This window comes from Streptomyces bullii (genome assembly GCF_042657145.1).
Taxonomy (GTDB): Bacteria; Actinomycetota; Actinomycetes; order Streptomycetales; family Streptomycetaceae; genus Streptomyces; species Streptomyces bullii.
In genome coordinates, this window is the sequence record NZ_JBHSNY010000004.1 from 519,497 (window position 1) to 534,395 (window position 14,899).

Genomic DNA, 14,899 nt, shown 5'->3' on the forward strand with positions numbered 1-14,899 from the left:
GAGGCCGCCCACCGTCGTACGCCTGAGTCGAATCTGGGAGAAACGCGCATGGCACCCGGCCTTCCTACCGCCATGGACCGACCGCACTTCATCGGCATCGGCGGCGCCGGGATGTCGGGCATCGCGAAGATCCTCGCCCAGCGCGGGGCGAAGGTGGCGGGCAGCGACGCCAAGGAGTCGGCGACCGCCGAGGCGCTGCGCGCGCTCGGCGCCACCGTGCACATCGGGCACGCGGCGGACCACCTCGCCGACGACGCCTCCTGCGTCGTGGTGTCCTCGGCGATCCGCCAGGACAACCCGGAGCTGGCCCGCGCGGCCGAGCTGGGCATCCCGGTGGTGCACCGCTCCGACGCGCTCGCCGCGCTGATGGCGGGCCTGCGCCCGATCGCGGTGGCGGGCACGCACGGCAAGACGACCACGACGTCGATGCTGGCGGTGTCGCTGAGCGCGCTCGGCCTGAACCCGTCGTACGCGATCGGCGGCGACCTGGACGCGCCCGGCTCCAACGCCCACCACGGCGAGGGCGAGATCTTCGTCGCCGAGGCCGACGAGTCGGACCGCAGCTTCCACAAGTACGCGCCCGAGGTGGCGATCGTCCTCAACGTCGAGCTGGATCACCACGCCAACTACGCCTCGATGGACGAGATCTACGAGTCCTTCGAGACCTTCGCCGGCAGGATCGTGCCCGGTGGCACGCTGGTGATCGCCGCCGACCACGAGGGCGCGCGGGAGCTGACCCGGCGACTGGCCGGCTCGGTGCGCACCGTGACGTACGGCGAGGCACCGGACGCCGACGTGCGTATCCTGTCCGTCGTCCCGCAGGGCCTGAAGAGCCAGGTCACCGTGGTCCTGGACGGGCAGGAGCTCACCTTCGCCGTCTCCGTCCCCGGCCGCCACTACGCGCACAACGCGGTCGCCGCCCTCGCGGCCGGTGTCGCCCTCGGCGTCCCGGCGGCGGAGCTGGCCCCGGCCCTGGCCGCGTACACCGGTGTGAAGCGGCGCCTGCAGCTCAAGGGCGAGGCGGCCGGTGTGCAGGTCATCGACTCCTACGCGCACCACCCGACCGAGATGACGGCCGACCTGGAGGCGATGCGCGCGGCCGCCGGCGACTCCCGGATCCTGGTCGTCTTCCAGCCGCATCTGTTCTCCCGCACCCAGGAGCTGGGCAAGGAGATGGGTCTGTCCCTGGCGCTGGCGGACGCCTCGGTGGTGCTGGACATCTACCCGGCCCGCGAGGACCCGATCCCCGGAGTGACCAGTGACATGATCATCGAGGCGGCCCGGGCGGCCGGCGCGGACGTGACACCGGTGCACGACAAGGCCGAGGTCCCCGAGGTCGTCGCGGGAATGGCGAGGGCGGGCGATCTCGTTCTCACGATGGGCGCGGGCGATGTCACCGACCTCGGCCCGCGCATTCTGGACCGCCTGTCGAAGTGAGGGACGTGAGGCTCATGCCGTACGACGTCGAGAAGCCGGACGAGCAGTGGCGCGCGGAGCTGAGCCCGGCCGAGTACGCCGTGCTGCGCCAGGCCGCCACGGAACCCGCCTTCACCGGTGAGTACACGAACACCAAGACCACGGGCGTGTACTCCTGCCGTGCCTGCGGCGCCGAACTCTTCAGGTCCGACACCAAGTTCGAGTCGCACTGCGGCTGGCCGTCCTTCTACGACCCCAAGGACTCCGACGCCGTGGAGCTCCTGGAGGACCGCTCCCACGGCATGGTGCGCACCGAGGTGCGCTGCGCACGGTGCGGCTCGCATCTCGGGCACGTCTTCGAGGGCGAGGGGTACCCCACGCCCACGGACCAGCGCTACTGCATCAACAGCATCGCGCTGCGGCTGACGCCCGACGAGGGCTGAGGCGGGCGCACCGCCGAGGCCGGCTCACCGCCTGGGCAGGGCTTACAACACCTTCCGCCGCACCAGCGCCGACAGCACCAGCGCCCCGGGCAGCAGGGGGAGCCACACCGTCAGCACGCGGTAGCCGATGAGGGTCGCCGTGGCCAGGTGCAGCGGCGCGCCGTACGCGGCCAGGGCGAGGACCATCGCCGCGTCCACCGGACCGATGCCGCCGGGGGCCGGCACGGCGCCGGCCGCGGTGCCGGCGGCCAGGAAGGCGAAGGCCACCTGCGGCCAGGTCAGCGGCAGACCGACCGCGGCGCCGACCGCGTGGATGACGCACGCCTGGAGGACCGGGGCGGCGGCGCACCCGCCCCACAGGGCGAGCACACGGCTGGGGCGGCTGTGCAGGAGCCGTACGTCCGTCAGGGCGGTGCGGGACAGGTCCGACAGCGGGCGGCGCAGCGGACGGACGAGTGTCACCAGCAGCGCGGCTGCGACCAGGGCCAGCGCGACGCCCCCGGCGACCGTCAGCAGCGTCCGCCGGTCGGGCAGGAGGTCGCCGAACCGCAGGACGTCCGGGAACGCCGCGAGGAAGAACAGCAGCAACGGCACCTTGGCGAGCGGCTTGACCAGGGAGTACAGGGCCAGGGACGCCGTGGCCCGGGCCAGCGGGATGCCGCGGCCCTGCAGGAAGCGCAGAGTCACCGCGTGGGCGCCGATGCTCGCCGGCAGCACATGGTTCGCGGCCCCGGCGGCGAACTGCGAGGCCAGCAGCAGCCCGGGCGGAAGCCGTTCCGGCAGGGCCCCCTGGCGGGCGCAGGCGGCGGCCACCCAGCCCAGGCAGGTGTAGAACAGCCCCGCGAGCAGCCACCAGGGGTCGGCGGAGGCCAGCCGGGCGGTGCCGTCCCGGACGGTGCGCCAGTCGGCCGCGGCCCACGCCCCGACCAGCAGCAGCGGAAGCAGCGCGAGCGCCCGGCGGGCGAGGCGGGCGGCGCCGGGGGAGCGGACGGAGGCGGGGAGCGAGCGGGCGCGGGGGGCGAGCGGGACCAGGGACACGGCGTACGTCGTCCTTCCGCGTCACGCCCCCGGGGACGGGGCGGACGGATACCGGCGGCGAGGGGACGCGGGAAAGGTGCCCGTCCGGTATGACGGCGCGGTGTCCAGGAGCCTAAGAGGCGTCGCCCGGCAAGGGACGACGATCCTTCGAGGCGCCTCCGGCGACACATTCCGTCCCTGCCGACGCATCAGTCCGTCCGGCGCGGAAACCCGGTGGGGCGAAGGAGGGGGAACCGTTCAGGCGGGGAACCGCCCACCGTGTGAGAGAGAAGAGGTCTGCCATGGCTGACGATCTCATCACCCTGGTCACCACCGACCACCGTGAGCTCAAGCGCCTGTTCGACATGATGCAGGAGGACAGGAGCTCCCGGCCGCTGGCGCTCCCCCTGGCCGTGGCGATGCTGGAGGCGCACAGCGAGGCCGAGGAGGACCGGGTGTACCCGGCCGTGGCCAAGGAGGCCGGCGAGAAGGCGGAGGCCGAGCACGCCGCCGAAGAGCACCACCAGGCCGAGGACCTCGGGAAGCATCTGCTGGAGATGAACTGGGAGAGCGAGGAGTTCGACCGCGCGCTGAACGAGTGGGTCGACGCCGTGCTGCACCACGTCGAGGAGGAGGAGAACGAGATCCTGCCCGCGCTCAGCGAGGCCGTCGACTCCGACCGGCTGCGGGAACTGGGGCTGCAGTTCGCGACCCGGCGGGCCCGGGCACTGGCGGGGCGGCCGCTCGCGGCCGTCGACGGCGGTACGACCGCCAAGCGCCGGCAGCGGAGCGCGGGCGCGGCCAGGACCGGCGGCGGCCGGGGCACCAAGGCCGGCGGTACCCGCGCGGAGACCCCGGCCGGCGGTACCCGGGCGGAGCTGTACGAGAAGGCCCGGGAGCTCGGCATCGAGGGCAGGTCCTCGATGACCAAGGAGGAACTGGCCCGGCAGGTGAACAAGGCCCAGGGCGCCAAGGGCCGCAGGAAGCGCTGAACCCCCGCGACCGCCCGGCCGGGTGAGACCGGCCTCCCCACCCGGCCGGGCCTGCGGGTACCTCTCAGCGGCACGGTGGCGCGACTTCGCCGGCTGTGCCGCCGACGCCTCCCCTGTTGCGGATGCGCGACCGGGCGGATCCGTCTCACCGAGATCGCGTGATCCCGCACTCCTTCCGCGTGAGCGGTGTCGTGTCACCGGCGGAGCGGCTGCACACCACACGGGTCTCGGAATCGCCGTCAGCCGTGCGGCGGACCTCCTTGAGGGCGATGCTGTGGCCGGTGCGGTCGCCGTACAGCGGGGCCCTGGTGAAGTCGATGGTGCCGGTGGCCATGCCCTCGATCTTGACGCTGCGCAGGTTCACCCAGGTCGCGGCGCGGCTCTGGGGCCGGTCGTCGCGGCTGGCCGCCCAGTACAGGGCGCGGGTCGCGTCGTGTGCCAGGGCGGTCTGGCCGCTGGCCAGGGCGGAACTGTCGTACCGCAGGCGCTGTCCCTTCAGGCCCGGCAGGTGTCTGGCGGCATCCACGTAGAAGGCCGTCTTCTTGGCGGCGCTCTCCAGCTCGGCGAGGACCGCGTGGTACAGGGTGACCTTCGGCGCGACGGCGTCGCCGCCGCCTGTGAAGTCCGCCTTGGACAGGTCGTCGCCGGTGAGGATGGCCAACGGCCGGCCCGCACAGCCCGGTTCGGTGCCCAGCTGGGTCATCAGGGGATCGACGTCCTCGACCCGGCCGGCGAAGTAGATCACCGAGGGCACCCGGCCGCCCCGGCAGATCTCGTGGGCGTGCGAGCGCAGCTCGGGTCTGCCGCCGGTCAGCCTGTAGCGGCGCCGCTCCAGCACGGTGAACCCCTGCCGCTCCAGCATCCGCCGGCCGTAGTGCGCCTGTTCGTCGGTGTACCGGTCGTCGGTGTTCGCGGTGTCGCGGGCGAGGACGAGGGCGTACTGCGGCGTGCCCGGGGTGCGCAGCTGGGCCGCTATCAGCCCCAGTTGCTCGGTCTGCCACTCGTCGGTGGCGGCCAGGCTGAACCAGTTGGGGTACTCGCGGGGCAGGTAGGTGGCGGAGTTGGTGCCGGAGACGACGGGCAGTTCCGCCCTCATCAGGATGCGGGTCGTCACCCGGCTCGTCTTCAGGTCGCGGCCGGTGCCGACGACGCCGACCACGGTCGGGTCGTCGGCGGCGTACGCGGCGATCTCCTCGGCCATCTGCTTCTGGTGGCCCAGGTCCACGCCGCCGTTGGCGAGCAGGACGCGCAGCTTCACGCTGGAGTTCTCGTTGATGACGGCCTGCGCCAGGTACACGCCCGCCAGCTCCTCGGCGCCCTTGACCAGGGAGGAACCCGCATCCGGGTCGGCGCTGAGCGGGCCGGCGTAGACGACGGTGACGTACCGCCCGGTGTGGTGGGCGAGGACGTCCTCGTTCTGCCGGGCGATCCGGTCCTCCAACTCGGCCACGGTCCACGGCTTCTCGTCGGCGGCGAGCGTCATGGCGTCGGCGCCGGCGTCGGCCTCGGGCAGCCAGTCGGCGAAGCGGACGTCGCCCGTCGCTATGCCGATGCACTCCGTGTGGCCGTCGGGTGTCGTCTCGCGCCGGGTGTCCCGGTTGGCGGTCAGCACGGACGCCGAGCAGTACCGGTCGTGCAGCCGGTCGGCCTGCAGGACGGCGCCCGCGGTCAGCAGGGCGGCCACCAGGACCAGGCTGTGCAGGGCCCACACCAGGCGGGCCAGGGTCGGCCGGGTGGAGGCCCGCAGATGCCGGTGCCGGGCCTCGACCGTCCCGAGCTGGTCGTGCGGCAGCGGGATCTTCATCACCCAGGGCAGGACGGCCCGCTCCCGGCTGGGTGACTGCTCGGCGCGCAGGTTGCGGGCCCATTCCCGGTACCAGACGCGCAGCCGGTCGCTGAACCGGCTGCGCAGCGCGGGGTCCGGCTCGGGGTCCGCCCGGACCACGCTGCGCTCCAGGCGCTGCACGTCGTCCGCGCGCACCGCGGCCACGACGAGCAGCGGGTCGAGTTCGCTGCGCCGGCTGCGGACGTCGCTGACGGCCCGGATGAGTTCGATGCCGCCGTTGCGCTCGTCGGCGTGGGGCAGGAACAGCATCGGCGGGCGCGGCCGTTTGAAGCCGCGCAGGTCCCAGCTCCAGCGGCGGTGGTTGTCCCGCAGGTCCTCCCGCAGGGCCAGCACGCACAACTGCAGGTGGAAGTCGCCGCCCGCCTTGAGCGCCTCGGCCACGTCGTACGCCCGGGCCGCGATCGCCTTCCAGGACCGCACGGGGCGCAGCAGCGAGACCTCGGTCGAGTCCTCCTGGTCCGCGGCCCGCAGGAAGGTGGTGGTCATGAACCAGCGGCTCTCCCGGCGCAGCCACAGGAAGATCGGCGCCCGCCCTGGCAGGACGTAGTTGAGGACCGTCAGCAGCAGCAGGAAGGCGAGGCCGGCGGCCACCGCCACGTACCAGTCGCTGCGGGCGAGGAGCGCGGCGAGCACGGTCACGAGACTCGCCGGCAGGATGTGCGCCATGTCGAACAGCGGCAGACCCGAGCGCCAGCGACCGGTGCCCTTCGGGCGCCAGCGCTGGCGGGCCAGCTGGTCGAGGAGCCGCTGCCGCTGGTCCTGTCCGGCTTCGGGGCGGCCGGGGACGGCCGCCGGCCAGGTCTCGCCGAGTTCCGTGACGGCGTCGTCGATGGCGTGCACCAGCCGCAGCCGCGGGAACGCGTACCGCCGGTAGACCGCGTGCGGGCCGCCCCACCTCTTGGGGTCACTCAGAGCACGCACCATCGCCGCGGCCCTGCGGACCTCCGTGTCGCCCTCGTACTCCTCCTGCGTCACCGCGCACCGCGTGCCGTGCGCCTCCTGGCCCGCGTGCAGCTGCCGGACCAGCGCGGCCACGGCGTCGTCGTCCGCGTCGTCCTGCGCGTGCACGACGAACACCGGCATCGGCGGCTCGCTCGTGTGCCGGAAGTCCTGGATGAGGATCTCCAGCTGATCCTGGAGATGGACCGCGGCGCCGGTCTCCGGCATCCCGTCATGGCCCCCGGGACAGTCCGGTGGCGTGCGATCAGTGTTCACCATGGGCCAACCCCCGTTCACCGTCGGTGACTTACGAGGCTAACGGGTGCCGGTGAGGTGGGAGAGGATGACGGAGGAACTTCGTCGAACGTTTCGTCGCACCCGCTTCCGAAAGCCCGTCGCCGGTCCGCGGGGCGGGTGCGGACGGCTGGCGGGGCGGGCCGGGTCAGCGCATGGTGGGGGTATGGACCGATCTCCCCCCGTGATCGTGTTCCCGCCGGAGTCGGGTGGCGGACGGCGGGTGACGATCCGCGGCGAGGCCGTGGGCACCGCGCACGGTCTCTTCGACGTGCTGGAACTGCTGCACAGCGCCGGCCTGCCCGCCGTGGACACGGCCGTCGACGACCCGGAGCTGATCGAGTGGCGCGGCGGCGGACCGTACGACTGGAACGACGGCGAGGCCGACGAACGCTGAGGCCGGGCCACCTGCCCTGGGTGATGTTGTGATGCACGTCACACAGGGGCTAGGGTGAAATCGCCCGGAGGCCTCCCCGGAGGGCGAGCCGGACGGCGGCGCGCGACGGGTCCGCCTGCGGGCGAGGGAAGTGATCCCGGTGACCGTCGCCTGGGACGACATCGGCGGCCTCGTCGATGCCCACGAACGATTCCTGGCCGGTGCGCGCGTCGACGCGGACGTACGGGCCGCGGTGCTCGACTCCTGGAAGCGGTGCCGGTCCGTGGGGCTCGAACCACACCAGGTACTGCTCCCCTACACCCCCGGCCTGGCACTGGACGACCGGTTCCTGCGGGCGGCCGACCCCGTGCTCAGGGGCCTGACCGGCTCGCTCGCCGGCGCGGGCATGACGATCGCGCTGTGCGACGGTCAGGGCCGCATGGTCCAGCGGCTCGGCGGGGACCGGCAGCTCAACCAGCGCCTCGACGCGGTGCGGTTCGCCCCGGGCTTCGACGCCTCCGAACCGGTCGCCGGCACCAACGGCGTCGGCACCGCGCTGGCCGAACGCGGACCCGTCCTCGTCGTCGGCCGGGAGCACTTCGCCGACGCCCTCCAGCCCTTCGCCTGCGCGGGCGCGCCCGTACGCGACCCTCTCAGCGGCCGGATCGAGGCGATCCTCGACCTGACCTGTCTGCGCGGGGACGGCGATCCGGCCATGGTCCGGCTGGTCCGCGAAGCCGCCCGGACCATCGAGGCGCGGCTGCTGGAACAGGCCACGGAACGCGAGCGGGCGCTCCTCGCCGCCTACCGGCGGGCCGGCGGCGACTCGCGCGGCTGGCCGCGGCAGCCCGTGCCCCTGGCGGCCGACGAAGGCGGCACCCCCCTCAGCCGGATCGACCTGGCCGTGCTGCGGGAGAAGGCCGAGGAACTCATCGCCTCGCCGCACCTCACCCTGGACGAGGTCGCCCTGCCCGGCGGCCGGGCCGCAACCCTGTTGCGCCGCCAGGTCAGGGGACCGGGCGGCGAGCTGGGCGTGGCCGTCGAGGTGCGCATCCTCGGCGGGCCGCGCCTGCGGCACGTGGCGGCGGTCCCGCCGGACAGCGCCGGCTCGCAGACCGGGACGGCCGCACCGTCCTCGGCCGGCACGCCGTCCTCGTTGAACGTGGCGGCTTCGGCGAATGTGCCGGGTTCGGCAGGCGGGCCGTCCCCGGCGGATGCCCCGAGCCCGGCCGGCGGGCCGTCCTCCGACGCGCCGCCCTCGGCCAACACGCCGACGCGGCCCCGCCCGGCCCTGCACGCGGTGACCGAGCCTCCGGCCGTCACCGCGCCGGCCGAGCCCGCGCCGCCCCTGGCCATCCCCCTCGCGCCGTCGCCGCCCCCGGCGGTCCCGATGCCGGGCGGAGCGCCGCCCGCCGCCCTCCGCACCCTCGTACCGACGCCCGGCACGGCCGAGCCGGAGCCGGCCCCGCACCCCGCCACCGACGGGGTCACCGAAGGGGACGACGGTGACGGCGGTGTCGAGAGCCGACTGCTGCTCGTGGGCGAGCCGGGCGTCGGGCGGCTGGCCGTCCTGGCCCGCAAGCGCCTGGAGCTGCTGCACGACGCCGGCGTCCGGATCGGCACCACCCTCGACGTCACCCGCACCGCCGAGGAACTGGCCGACGTCACCGTCCCCCGGTTCGCCGACTTCACCGCCGTCGACCTGCCCGACGCGGTGCTGCGCGGCGAGGAGCCCGGGACGCTCGGCGCCGGGACCCCGCTGCGCCGCGTCGCCCTGGGCGCCGTCCACGACGGGTCCCAGCTGTACGAGGTCGGGGCGACGGTCGAGTACGTGCCGTCCACCCCGCAGGCCCGCAGCCTGGAGAGCAGGGAGTCGGTGCTGGAACCCGTGCTGTCCCGGGCCCGCGGCTGGATCGCCCAGGACCCGGCGCGGCTGGAGCGGGTGCTGGCGACGGGGATCCACTCCTTGATCACGGTGCCGATGCGGGCCCGCGGTACGACCCTCGGCGTGGTCAGCTTCTACCGCTCGGCGAAGCCCACCCCGTTCGAGGACGACGACCTCTCGCTCGCGCAAGAGCTGGTCGGCCGCGCGGCGATCTGCATCGACAACGCCCGCCGCTACACCCGCGAGCACAACACCGCCCTCGCCCTCCAGCGCAGCCTGCTGCCGCGCGGCCTGCCCGAGCAGAGCGCCGTCGAGGTCGCCTACCGGTACCTGCCCGCGCAGGCCGGCGTGGGCGGCGACTGGTTCGACGTCATCCCGCTGTCCGGCTGCCGGGTGGCGCTGGTCGTGGGCGACGTCGTCGGCCACGGTCTGCACGCCGCCGCCACCATGGGCCGGCTGCGCACCGCCGTGCACAACTTCTGCTCCCTGGACCTGCCCCCGGACGACCTGCTCACCCACCTGGACGACCTGGTCGGCCGGCTCGACCGGGGCGAGGGCTGGGCGGTGGAGAACACCCCCGACTCCGGCATCGTCGGAGCGACGTGTCTGTACGCCGTCTACGATCCGGTGTCCCGGCGCTGCACCCTCACCCGCGCCGGGCACCCCCTGCCCGCGGTCGTCTCACCCGACTGCACCGTGCGGTTCGTCGACCTGCCCTCCGCGCCGCCGCTGGGGCTCGGCGGCATGCCGTTCGAGACGGTCGAGCTGGAACTGCCGGAGGGCAGCCGGCTCGTGCTGTACACCGACGGCCTGGTCGAGGACCGGATACGGGACATCGACAGCGGCATGGAAGAGCTGCGCTCCGTCCTGGAGTGCGCCGACGGGGCGCCGGAGGAGACCTGCGAGGCCGTCCTCGACGCGCTGCTGCCGGCCCACCCGGGCGACGACGTGGCCCTGCTCGTCGCCCGTACCCGCACGCTCGGGCCGGACCAGGTGGCGCAGTGGGACCTGCCCAGCGACCCGGCGGTCGTCTCCCGCTCCCGCGCGGCCGTCACCGAGCAGCTGGCCGCCTGGGGCCTGGAGGAACTCGCCTTCACCACCGAACTCGTCGCCAGCGAGCTGGTCACCAACGCCATCCGCCACGCTACCGGCCCGGTCCAGCTGCGGCTGCTGCGCGACCGCACGCTGATCTGCGAGGTCTCCGACGGCAGCGGCACCTCGCCCCGGCTGCGCCGCGCCCGCACCGAGGACGAGGGCGGCCGCGGCCTGTTCCTCGTCGCCCAGCTCACCGACCGCTGGGGGACCCGCCACACCCCCGACGGCAAGGTCATCTGGACGGAGCAGCCACTGCCGTGAAGCCGACCCGAGCGGACCGCGAGGCGGCCGGGGCGGCGTACGACGAGTTCAGCACTCCGGGTGGGCCCGCTCACCGTCGCCGGCGCGGCCGGGCTGCCGCTTCCGCCGGAGCGCGCGTCCTGCACCGGGTGGACGGCCCGCGCCCCCGGGGCGCCGAGACGCCGGCGGCGTACGAGTTCCGGGACGCACCGCCGTCCTCGTGACGGAGTTCCGCGCGCCCGTTCGCTGGGCATCGTGAGAAGGGCGGACGCCGGACCCCCGGGGGGGGCGACGGCGTCCGCCGGGGTCGGTCGGACAGGGGAGGGGAAGCCCATGGCGTCGCCGGTGCCGTCGGACGAGTCGCTGCCGCAGCCCGTGCTGGGTCAGCCGTCGTCCATCGCGATGTTCCTGGTCGCCACGATCGAACCGGGCGGGGAGCCCGCCGTACGGGAGGTGCTCGGCTCCCTCGCGGGGCTGGTGCGGGCCGTCGGATTCCCCAGCCCCGACGGCGGGCTGTGCTGCGTCGCCGGGGTGGGGTCCGGGGCGTGGGACCGGCTGTTCGGCCATCCGCGCCCCGCCCGGCTGCGTCCCTTCCGGGAACTGGCCGGGCCCCGGCACCTCGCCCCGGCCACCCCGGGCGACCTGTTCTTCCACATCAAGGCCGCCCGGCCCGATCTGTGCTTCGCGCTGGCCGCCGAACTCGTGCGGCGGCTGGACGCCAGGGTGACCGTGCGGGACGAGGTGCAGGCGTTCTCCTACTTCGACTCGCGCAACCTCCTCGGCTTCGTCGACGGCACCGAGAACCCCGTCGGACCGGCCGCCGCCGAGGCCGCGCTGGTCGGCCCGGAGGATCCCGGCTTTTGGGGCGGCAGCTACGCGCTGGTGCAGAAGTACCTGCACGACGTGGAGGCGTGGGAGGCGCTCGCCGTGGAGGCGCAGGAGAAGGTGATCGGCCGCACGAAGCTGACCAACCTCGAACTCGACGTGCCGGGCTCCCACAAGGACGTCAACACCGTCACCGGCCCGGACGGCACCGAGCAGGAGATCCTGCGCTCCGCGATGCCGTTCGGCCGGCCCGGGCACGGGGAGTTCGGCACCTACTTCGTCGCCTACGCCCGCACGCCCGAGGTGCCCGAGACGATGCTGCGCCGGATGTTCCTCGGCGGGCCGGACGGCGGCCCCGACCCGCTGCTGGACTACTCGCGGGCCGTGACCGGGAACCTGTTCTTCGTCCCGTCGGCGGGTTTCCTGGAGTCCTGGGCGAGGTGACCGGGCGGACGGGCGCGAGCGGGCCGATCGAACGGTGCCTCGGCGGCGGGGGACGACGCCCGGCCGGTGTGCTCACCGACCCGCATGCTCACGGGCCGGCCTGCTCACCCGCCGGTCGGCAGCAGGCGGCAGCAGGTGGGCGTAGAGGACTTCCGCTCCTTACGAAACGAGGACGTCGCAGCCCGGCGGCGGCGGGGGCGGGCACGGAGTGCGAGGCTGGCGGCATGGAGCAGCAGTCGCAGCCGCAGGCCGGGGCCCGGGTCCTCGTCGTCGACGACGACCCCACCGTCGCCGAAGTCGTCTCCGGGTACCTCGACCGGGCCGGATACGTCGTGGACCGGGCCGGCGACGGCCCCGACGCCCTCGCCCGGGCCGCCGCGCACTGGCCGGACCTGGTCGTCCTCGACCTGATGCTGCCCGGCATGGACGGGCTGGAGGTCTGCCGGCGGATGCGCGGCCACGGGCCCGTACCGGTCATCATGCTCACCGCGCGCGGCGACGAGGACGACCGGATCCTCGGTCTGGAGGTCGGCGCCGACGACTACGTCACCAAGCCGTTCAGCCCCCGCGAACTCGTCCTGCGCGTCGAGTCCGTGCTGCGCCGCACCCTCCCCGCCCCGCCCCCGGGGACGCTCCACGCCGCCGGGCTCGCACTGGACCCGGCGGCCCGCCGCGCCCTCAAGCGCGGTAGTGAACTCGCCCTCACCATCCGCGAGTTCGACCTCCTCGCCTTCTTCCTGCGCAACCCGGGCCGCGCCTTCAGCCGGGAGGAGCTGATGCACGCGGTGTGGGGCTGGGACTTCGGCGACCTGTCGACCGTCACCGTCCACGTCCGCCGTCTGCGCGGCAAGGTCGAGGACGACCCGGCCCGCCCCCGCCTCATCCAGACGGTGTGGGGCGTCGGCTACCGTTTCGACCCCGCCTCCGGCGAGGAGTGAGGGCCATGCGTGACACCCTTCTCATCGCCCTGTTCGCCTTCCTCGGCGCCGCCGCGGCCGGACTGCTCGGCGCGCTCGTGCTGCTGCTGATCCGCCGCCGCTCCCTCGTCGCGTCCCTGACGGTGGTGGCCGCGGTGGCCGTCACCGCCATGCTCGCGGGCACCCTCGCCGTCGCCCAGGCCATGTTCCTGTCCGCGCACGACCTGACGGTGGTGACGACCGTCGTGGCGATGGCCGCCGTGGTGTCCCTGGCCACCGCGCTGCTGCTGGGCCGCTGGGTCGTCGCCCGCAGCCGCGCCCTGACCCTCGCCGCCCGCTCCTTCGGCGACGGCGGCGACTTCTCCGCTCCCGACGGCCCGTCCACCGCCGAACTCGCCGCGCTGAGCCGCGAATTGGAAGCCACCAGCGTCAAACTGGCCGAATCGCGCGACCGGGAACGCGCGTTGGAGTCCTCCCGGCGTGAACTCGTCGCCTGGATCTCCCACGACCTGCGCACCCCGCTCGCCGGACTGCGCGCGATGGCCGAGGCCCTGGAGGACGGTGTCGCCGCCGACCCCGACCGCTACCTCCGGCAGATCCGCACCGAGGTCGAACGCCTCAACGGCATGGTCGGCGATCTCTTCGAGCTCTCCCGCATCCACGCGGGCGCCCTCACCCTGTCCCTCTCCCGGATGTCCCTGTACGACCTGGTCGGCGACGCCCTGTCCGGCGCGGACCCGCTCGCCCGCGAGCACGGCGTCAGGCTCGCCGCCGAACGCGTCGAACCGGTGCCCGTCGAGGTCGACGGCCGGGAGATGAGCCGCGTGCTGGGCAACCTGCTGGTGAACGCCATCCGCCGCACGCCCGCCGACGGCACGGTCGCCGTGACCGCCGAACGCTCACCCGAGGGCGTGGTCCTGTCCGTGACGGACGGCTGCGGCGGCATCCCCGAGGAGGACCTGCCGCGGGTCTTCGACACCGGCTGGCGCGGCACCCACGCCCGTACCCCGCCCGCCGGCGCGGGCCTCGGCCTCGCCATCGTCCGCGGCATCGTCGAGGCCCACCGCGGCCGGGCCACGGTACGCAACATTCCGGGTGGCTGCCGCTTCGAGGTGGTGCTGCCGGCGGCCGAGGGCTGACCGGCAGAGGCCACACGTCGGGTCGCCGCCCTGCGGGCGATCTCAGGGGCCCCCGTCTAGGTCGCCGCCCTTGGGGACCTCTCAGCGGTCGGCTCCCCCGTCTGGTCGCCGCCTTGGGAGGTCATCTGGGCGACGCCCACGTCGGATCGCCGCTTCGGGGTCAACTCAGCGGGGCCCCGGTTGGTCGTGGCTCTGGGCGTCATGTCGGCGGGGCCCTGTCGATCGTGCCCCTTGCGCGTCACGTCAGCGCGGCCCCTGTCGGTCGTCGCCCCTGCGCGTCATCTCAGCGCGCCCCCGCCGGTCGCCGTCGCTGGGCCTCACCCTACCCGCGGCCCCCTACGCCGCCACTGCCACCGGAAACCCGCCCGTGCGCAGCACGCGCCGCCGCGCCGCGCGGCGGCCCACTCGACGCCCTCGGCGCCCATGGCGAACGCCGCCGTGGCGACCGTGTCCGCCTCGGTCAGGGTGGGGGCCGTGACCGTGATGCTCAGCAGGCCGGTCGCCGGGCGGCCCGTGCGGCCGTCGAGGATGTGGTCCCCGCGCTCGTACCGCGCGGAGGTCGCGACCGCGCCGTCCGTCAGCCGGAGCACCGTACACAGCCGGTCGGCGTGCTCGGGATGCCGTACGCCCACCCGCCAGGGCCCGCCGGAGGCGACCACGTCGCCCCCGGCGTTCAGGCAGAACCGCCGGACCCCGGCCGCGGTCAGCAGCCCGGCCGCCCGCTGCACCGACCAGCCCTTGACCACCGCGCAGAAATCCAGGCCCCGGCCGGGCAGCCGGACGTCGAAGGCACCGCCGGTGGCCAGCCGGTACTCCTCGCAGATCCGCAGGACCTCCCGCAGGTCGGCACCGACCTCGCTCAGCTGCCCGCGGTCCAGCCGGGACACCTCGCTGTCACGCCTGAAGGGGCTGAACCGCGTGTCGGCCTCCCGCAGCCAGGCGAACACCGCGTCCGCCGTCGCCTCGGGCACATGCTCGTCGTCCACCCGCAGCGACACCGGGAACCCCATGACGTGCTCGACGCGCCGCAC

General features: G+C 74.3%; 11 protein-coding genes and 1 pseudogene. 9 read left to right on the plus strand and 3 right to left on the minus strand.

Features of this window, described 5'->3' with window-relative positions:
* The first annotated feature begins 48 nt into the window (after window positions 1-48).
* Window positions 49-1,437 (plus strand): UDP-N-acetylmuramate--L-alanine ligase, encoded by a 1,389-nt coding sequence (gene murC / locus ACFPZJ_RS13855; protein ID WP_381021031.1) that lies wholly within the window; start codon window positions 49-51, stop codon window positions 1,435-1,437.
* 14 nt (window positions 1,438-1,451) lie between these two features.
* A complete protein-coding gene (msrB, locus tag ACFPZJ_RS13860) occupies window positions 1,452-1,859 on the plus strand; it encodes a peptide-methionine (R)-S-oxide reductase MsrB (RefSeq protein WP_381021033.1) in 408 nt (135 codons plus the stop codon).
* A gap of 42 nt (window positions 1,860-1,901) precedes the next feature.
* On the opposite strand, the gene ACFPZJ_RS13865 is transcribed toward msrB, so the two are convergent.
* Window positions 1,902-2,897, minus strand: a complete 996-nt coding sequence (locus tag ACFPZJ_RS13865; RefSeq protein WP_381021034.1) for a lysylphosphatidylglycerol synthase transmembrane domain-containing protein — start codon at window positions 2,895-2,897, stop codon at window positions 1,902-1,904.
* Between the two features lie 281 nt (window positions 2,898-3,178).
* On the opposite strand from ACFPZJ_RS13865, the gene ACFPZJ_RS13870 reads away from it, so the two are divergent.
* On the plus strand, window positions 3,179-3,868 hold the full coding sequence (locus ACFPZJ_RS13870; RefSeq protein ID WP_381021036.1) for a hemerythrin domain-containing protein: 690 nt from the start codon (window positions 3,179-3,181) through the stop codon (window positions 3,866-3,868).
* Window positions 3,869-4,013: 145 nt separating this feature from the next.
* Here the strand turns inward: ACFPZJ_RS13870 and ACFPZJ_RS13875 are convergent, their stop codons facing one another.
* Complete coding sequence (locus ACFPZJ_RS13875; RefSeq protein WP_381021038.1) at window positions 4,014-6,881, minus strand: ABC transporter substrate-binding protein; 2,868 nt, start codon at window positions 6,879-6,881, stop codon at window positions 4,014-4,016.
* A gap of 232 nt (window positions 6,882-7,113) precedes the next feature.
* Between ACFPZJ_RS13875 and ACFPZJ_RS13880 the strand changes: the two genes are divergently transcribed.
* The 6 genes from ACFPZJ_RS13880 to ACFPZJ_RS13905 all read left to right on the plus strand — a co-directional run bounded on the left by ACFPZJ_RS13880 (window position 7,114) and on the right by ACFPZJ_RS13905 (window position 13,868).
* Entirely contained in the window at window positions 7,114-7,344 is a 231-nt protein-coding gene (locus ACFPZJ_RS13880; RefSeq protein WP_381021039.1) for a hypothetical protein, read from the plus strand.
* A 130-nt stretch (window positions 7,345-7,474) separates the two neighbouring features.
* On the plus strand, window positions 7,475-10,564 hold the full coding sequence (locus ACFPZJ_RS13885; RefSeq protein WP_381021041.1) for a SpoIIE family protein phosphatase: 3,090 nt from the start codon (window positions 7,475-7,477) through the stop codon (window positions 10,562-10,564).
* The gene (locus tag ACFPZJ_RS13890) at window positions 10,561-10,767 is read left to right on the plus strand and encodes a hypothetical protein (RefSeq protein ID WP_381021042.1); all 207 of its coding nucleotides are present in this window, start codon (window positions 10,561-10,563) and stop codon (window positions 10,765-10,767) included. Before ACFPZJ_RS13885 ends, ACFPZJ_RS13890 begins: the two co-directional genes overlap by 4 nt.
* Window positions 10,768-10,876: 109 nt before the next feature.
* The gene (locus tag ACFPZJ_RS13895) at window positions 10,877-11,812 is read left to right on the plus strand and encodes a Dyp-type peroxidase (RefSeq protein WP_381021043.1); all 936 of its coding nucleotides are present in this window, start codon (window positions 10,877-10,879) and stop codon (window positions 11,810-11,812) included.
* A gap of 224 nt (window positions 11,813-12,036) precedes the next feature.
* Window positions 12,037-12,750 (plus strand): response regulator transcription factor, encoded by a 714-nt coding sequence (locus ACFPZJ_RS13900; protein ID WP_381021044.1) that lies wholly within the window; start codon window positions 12,037-12,039, stop codon window positions 12,748-12,750.
* Window positions 12,751-12,755: 5 nt separating this feature from the next.
* Window positions 12,756-13,868 (plus strand): sensor histidine kinase, encoded by a 1,113-nt coding sequence (locus ACFPZJ_RS13905; protein WP_381021045.1) that lies wholly within the window; start codon window positions 12,756-12,758, stop codon window positions 13,866-13,868.
* A gap of 336 nt (window positions 13,869-14,204) precedes the next feature.
* On the opposite strand, the pseudogene ACFPZJ_RS13910 reads toward ACFPZJ_RS13905, so the two are convergent.
* A pseudogene (locus ACFPZJ_RS13910) lies at window positions 14,205-14,899 on the minus strand (FAD:protein FMN transferase).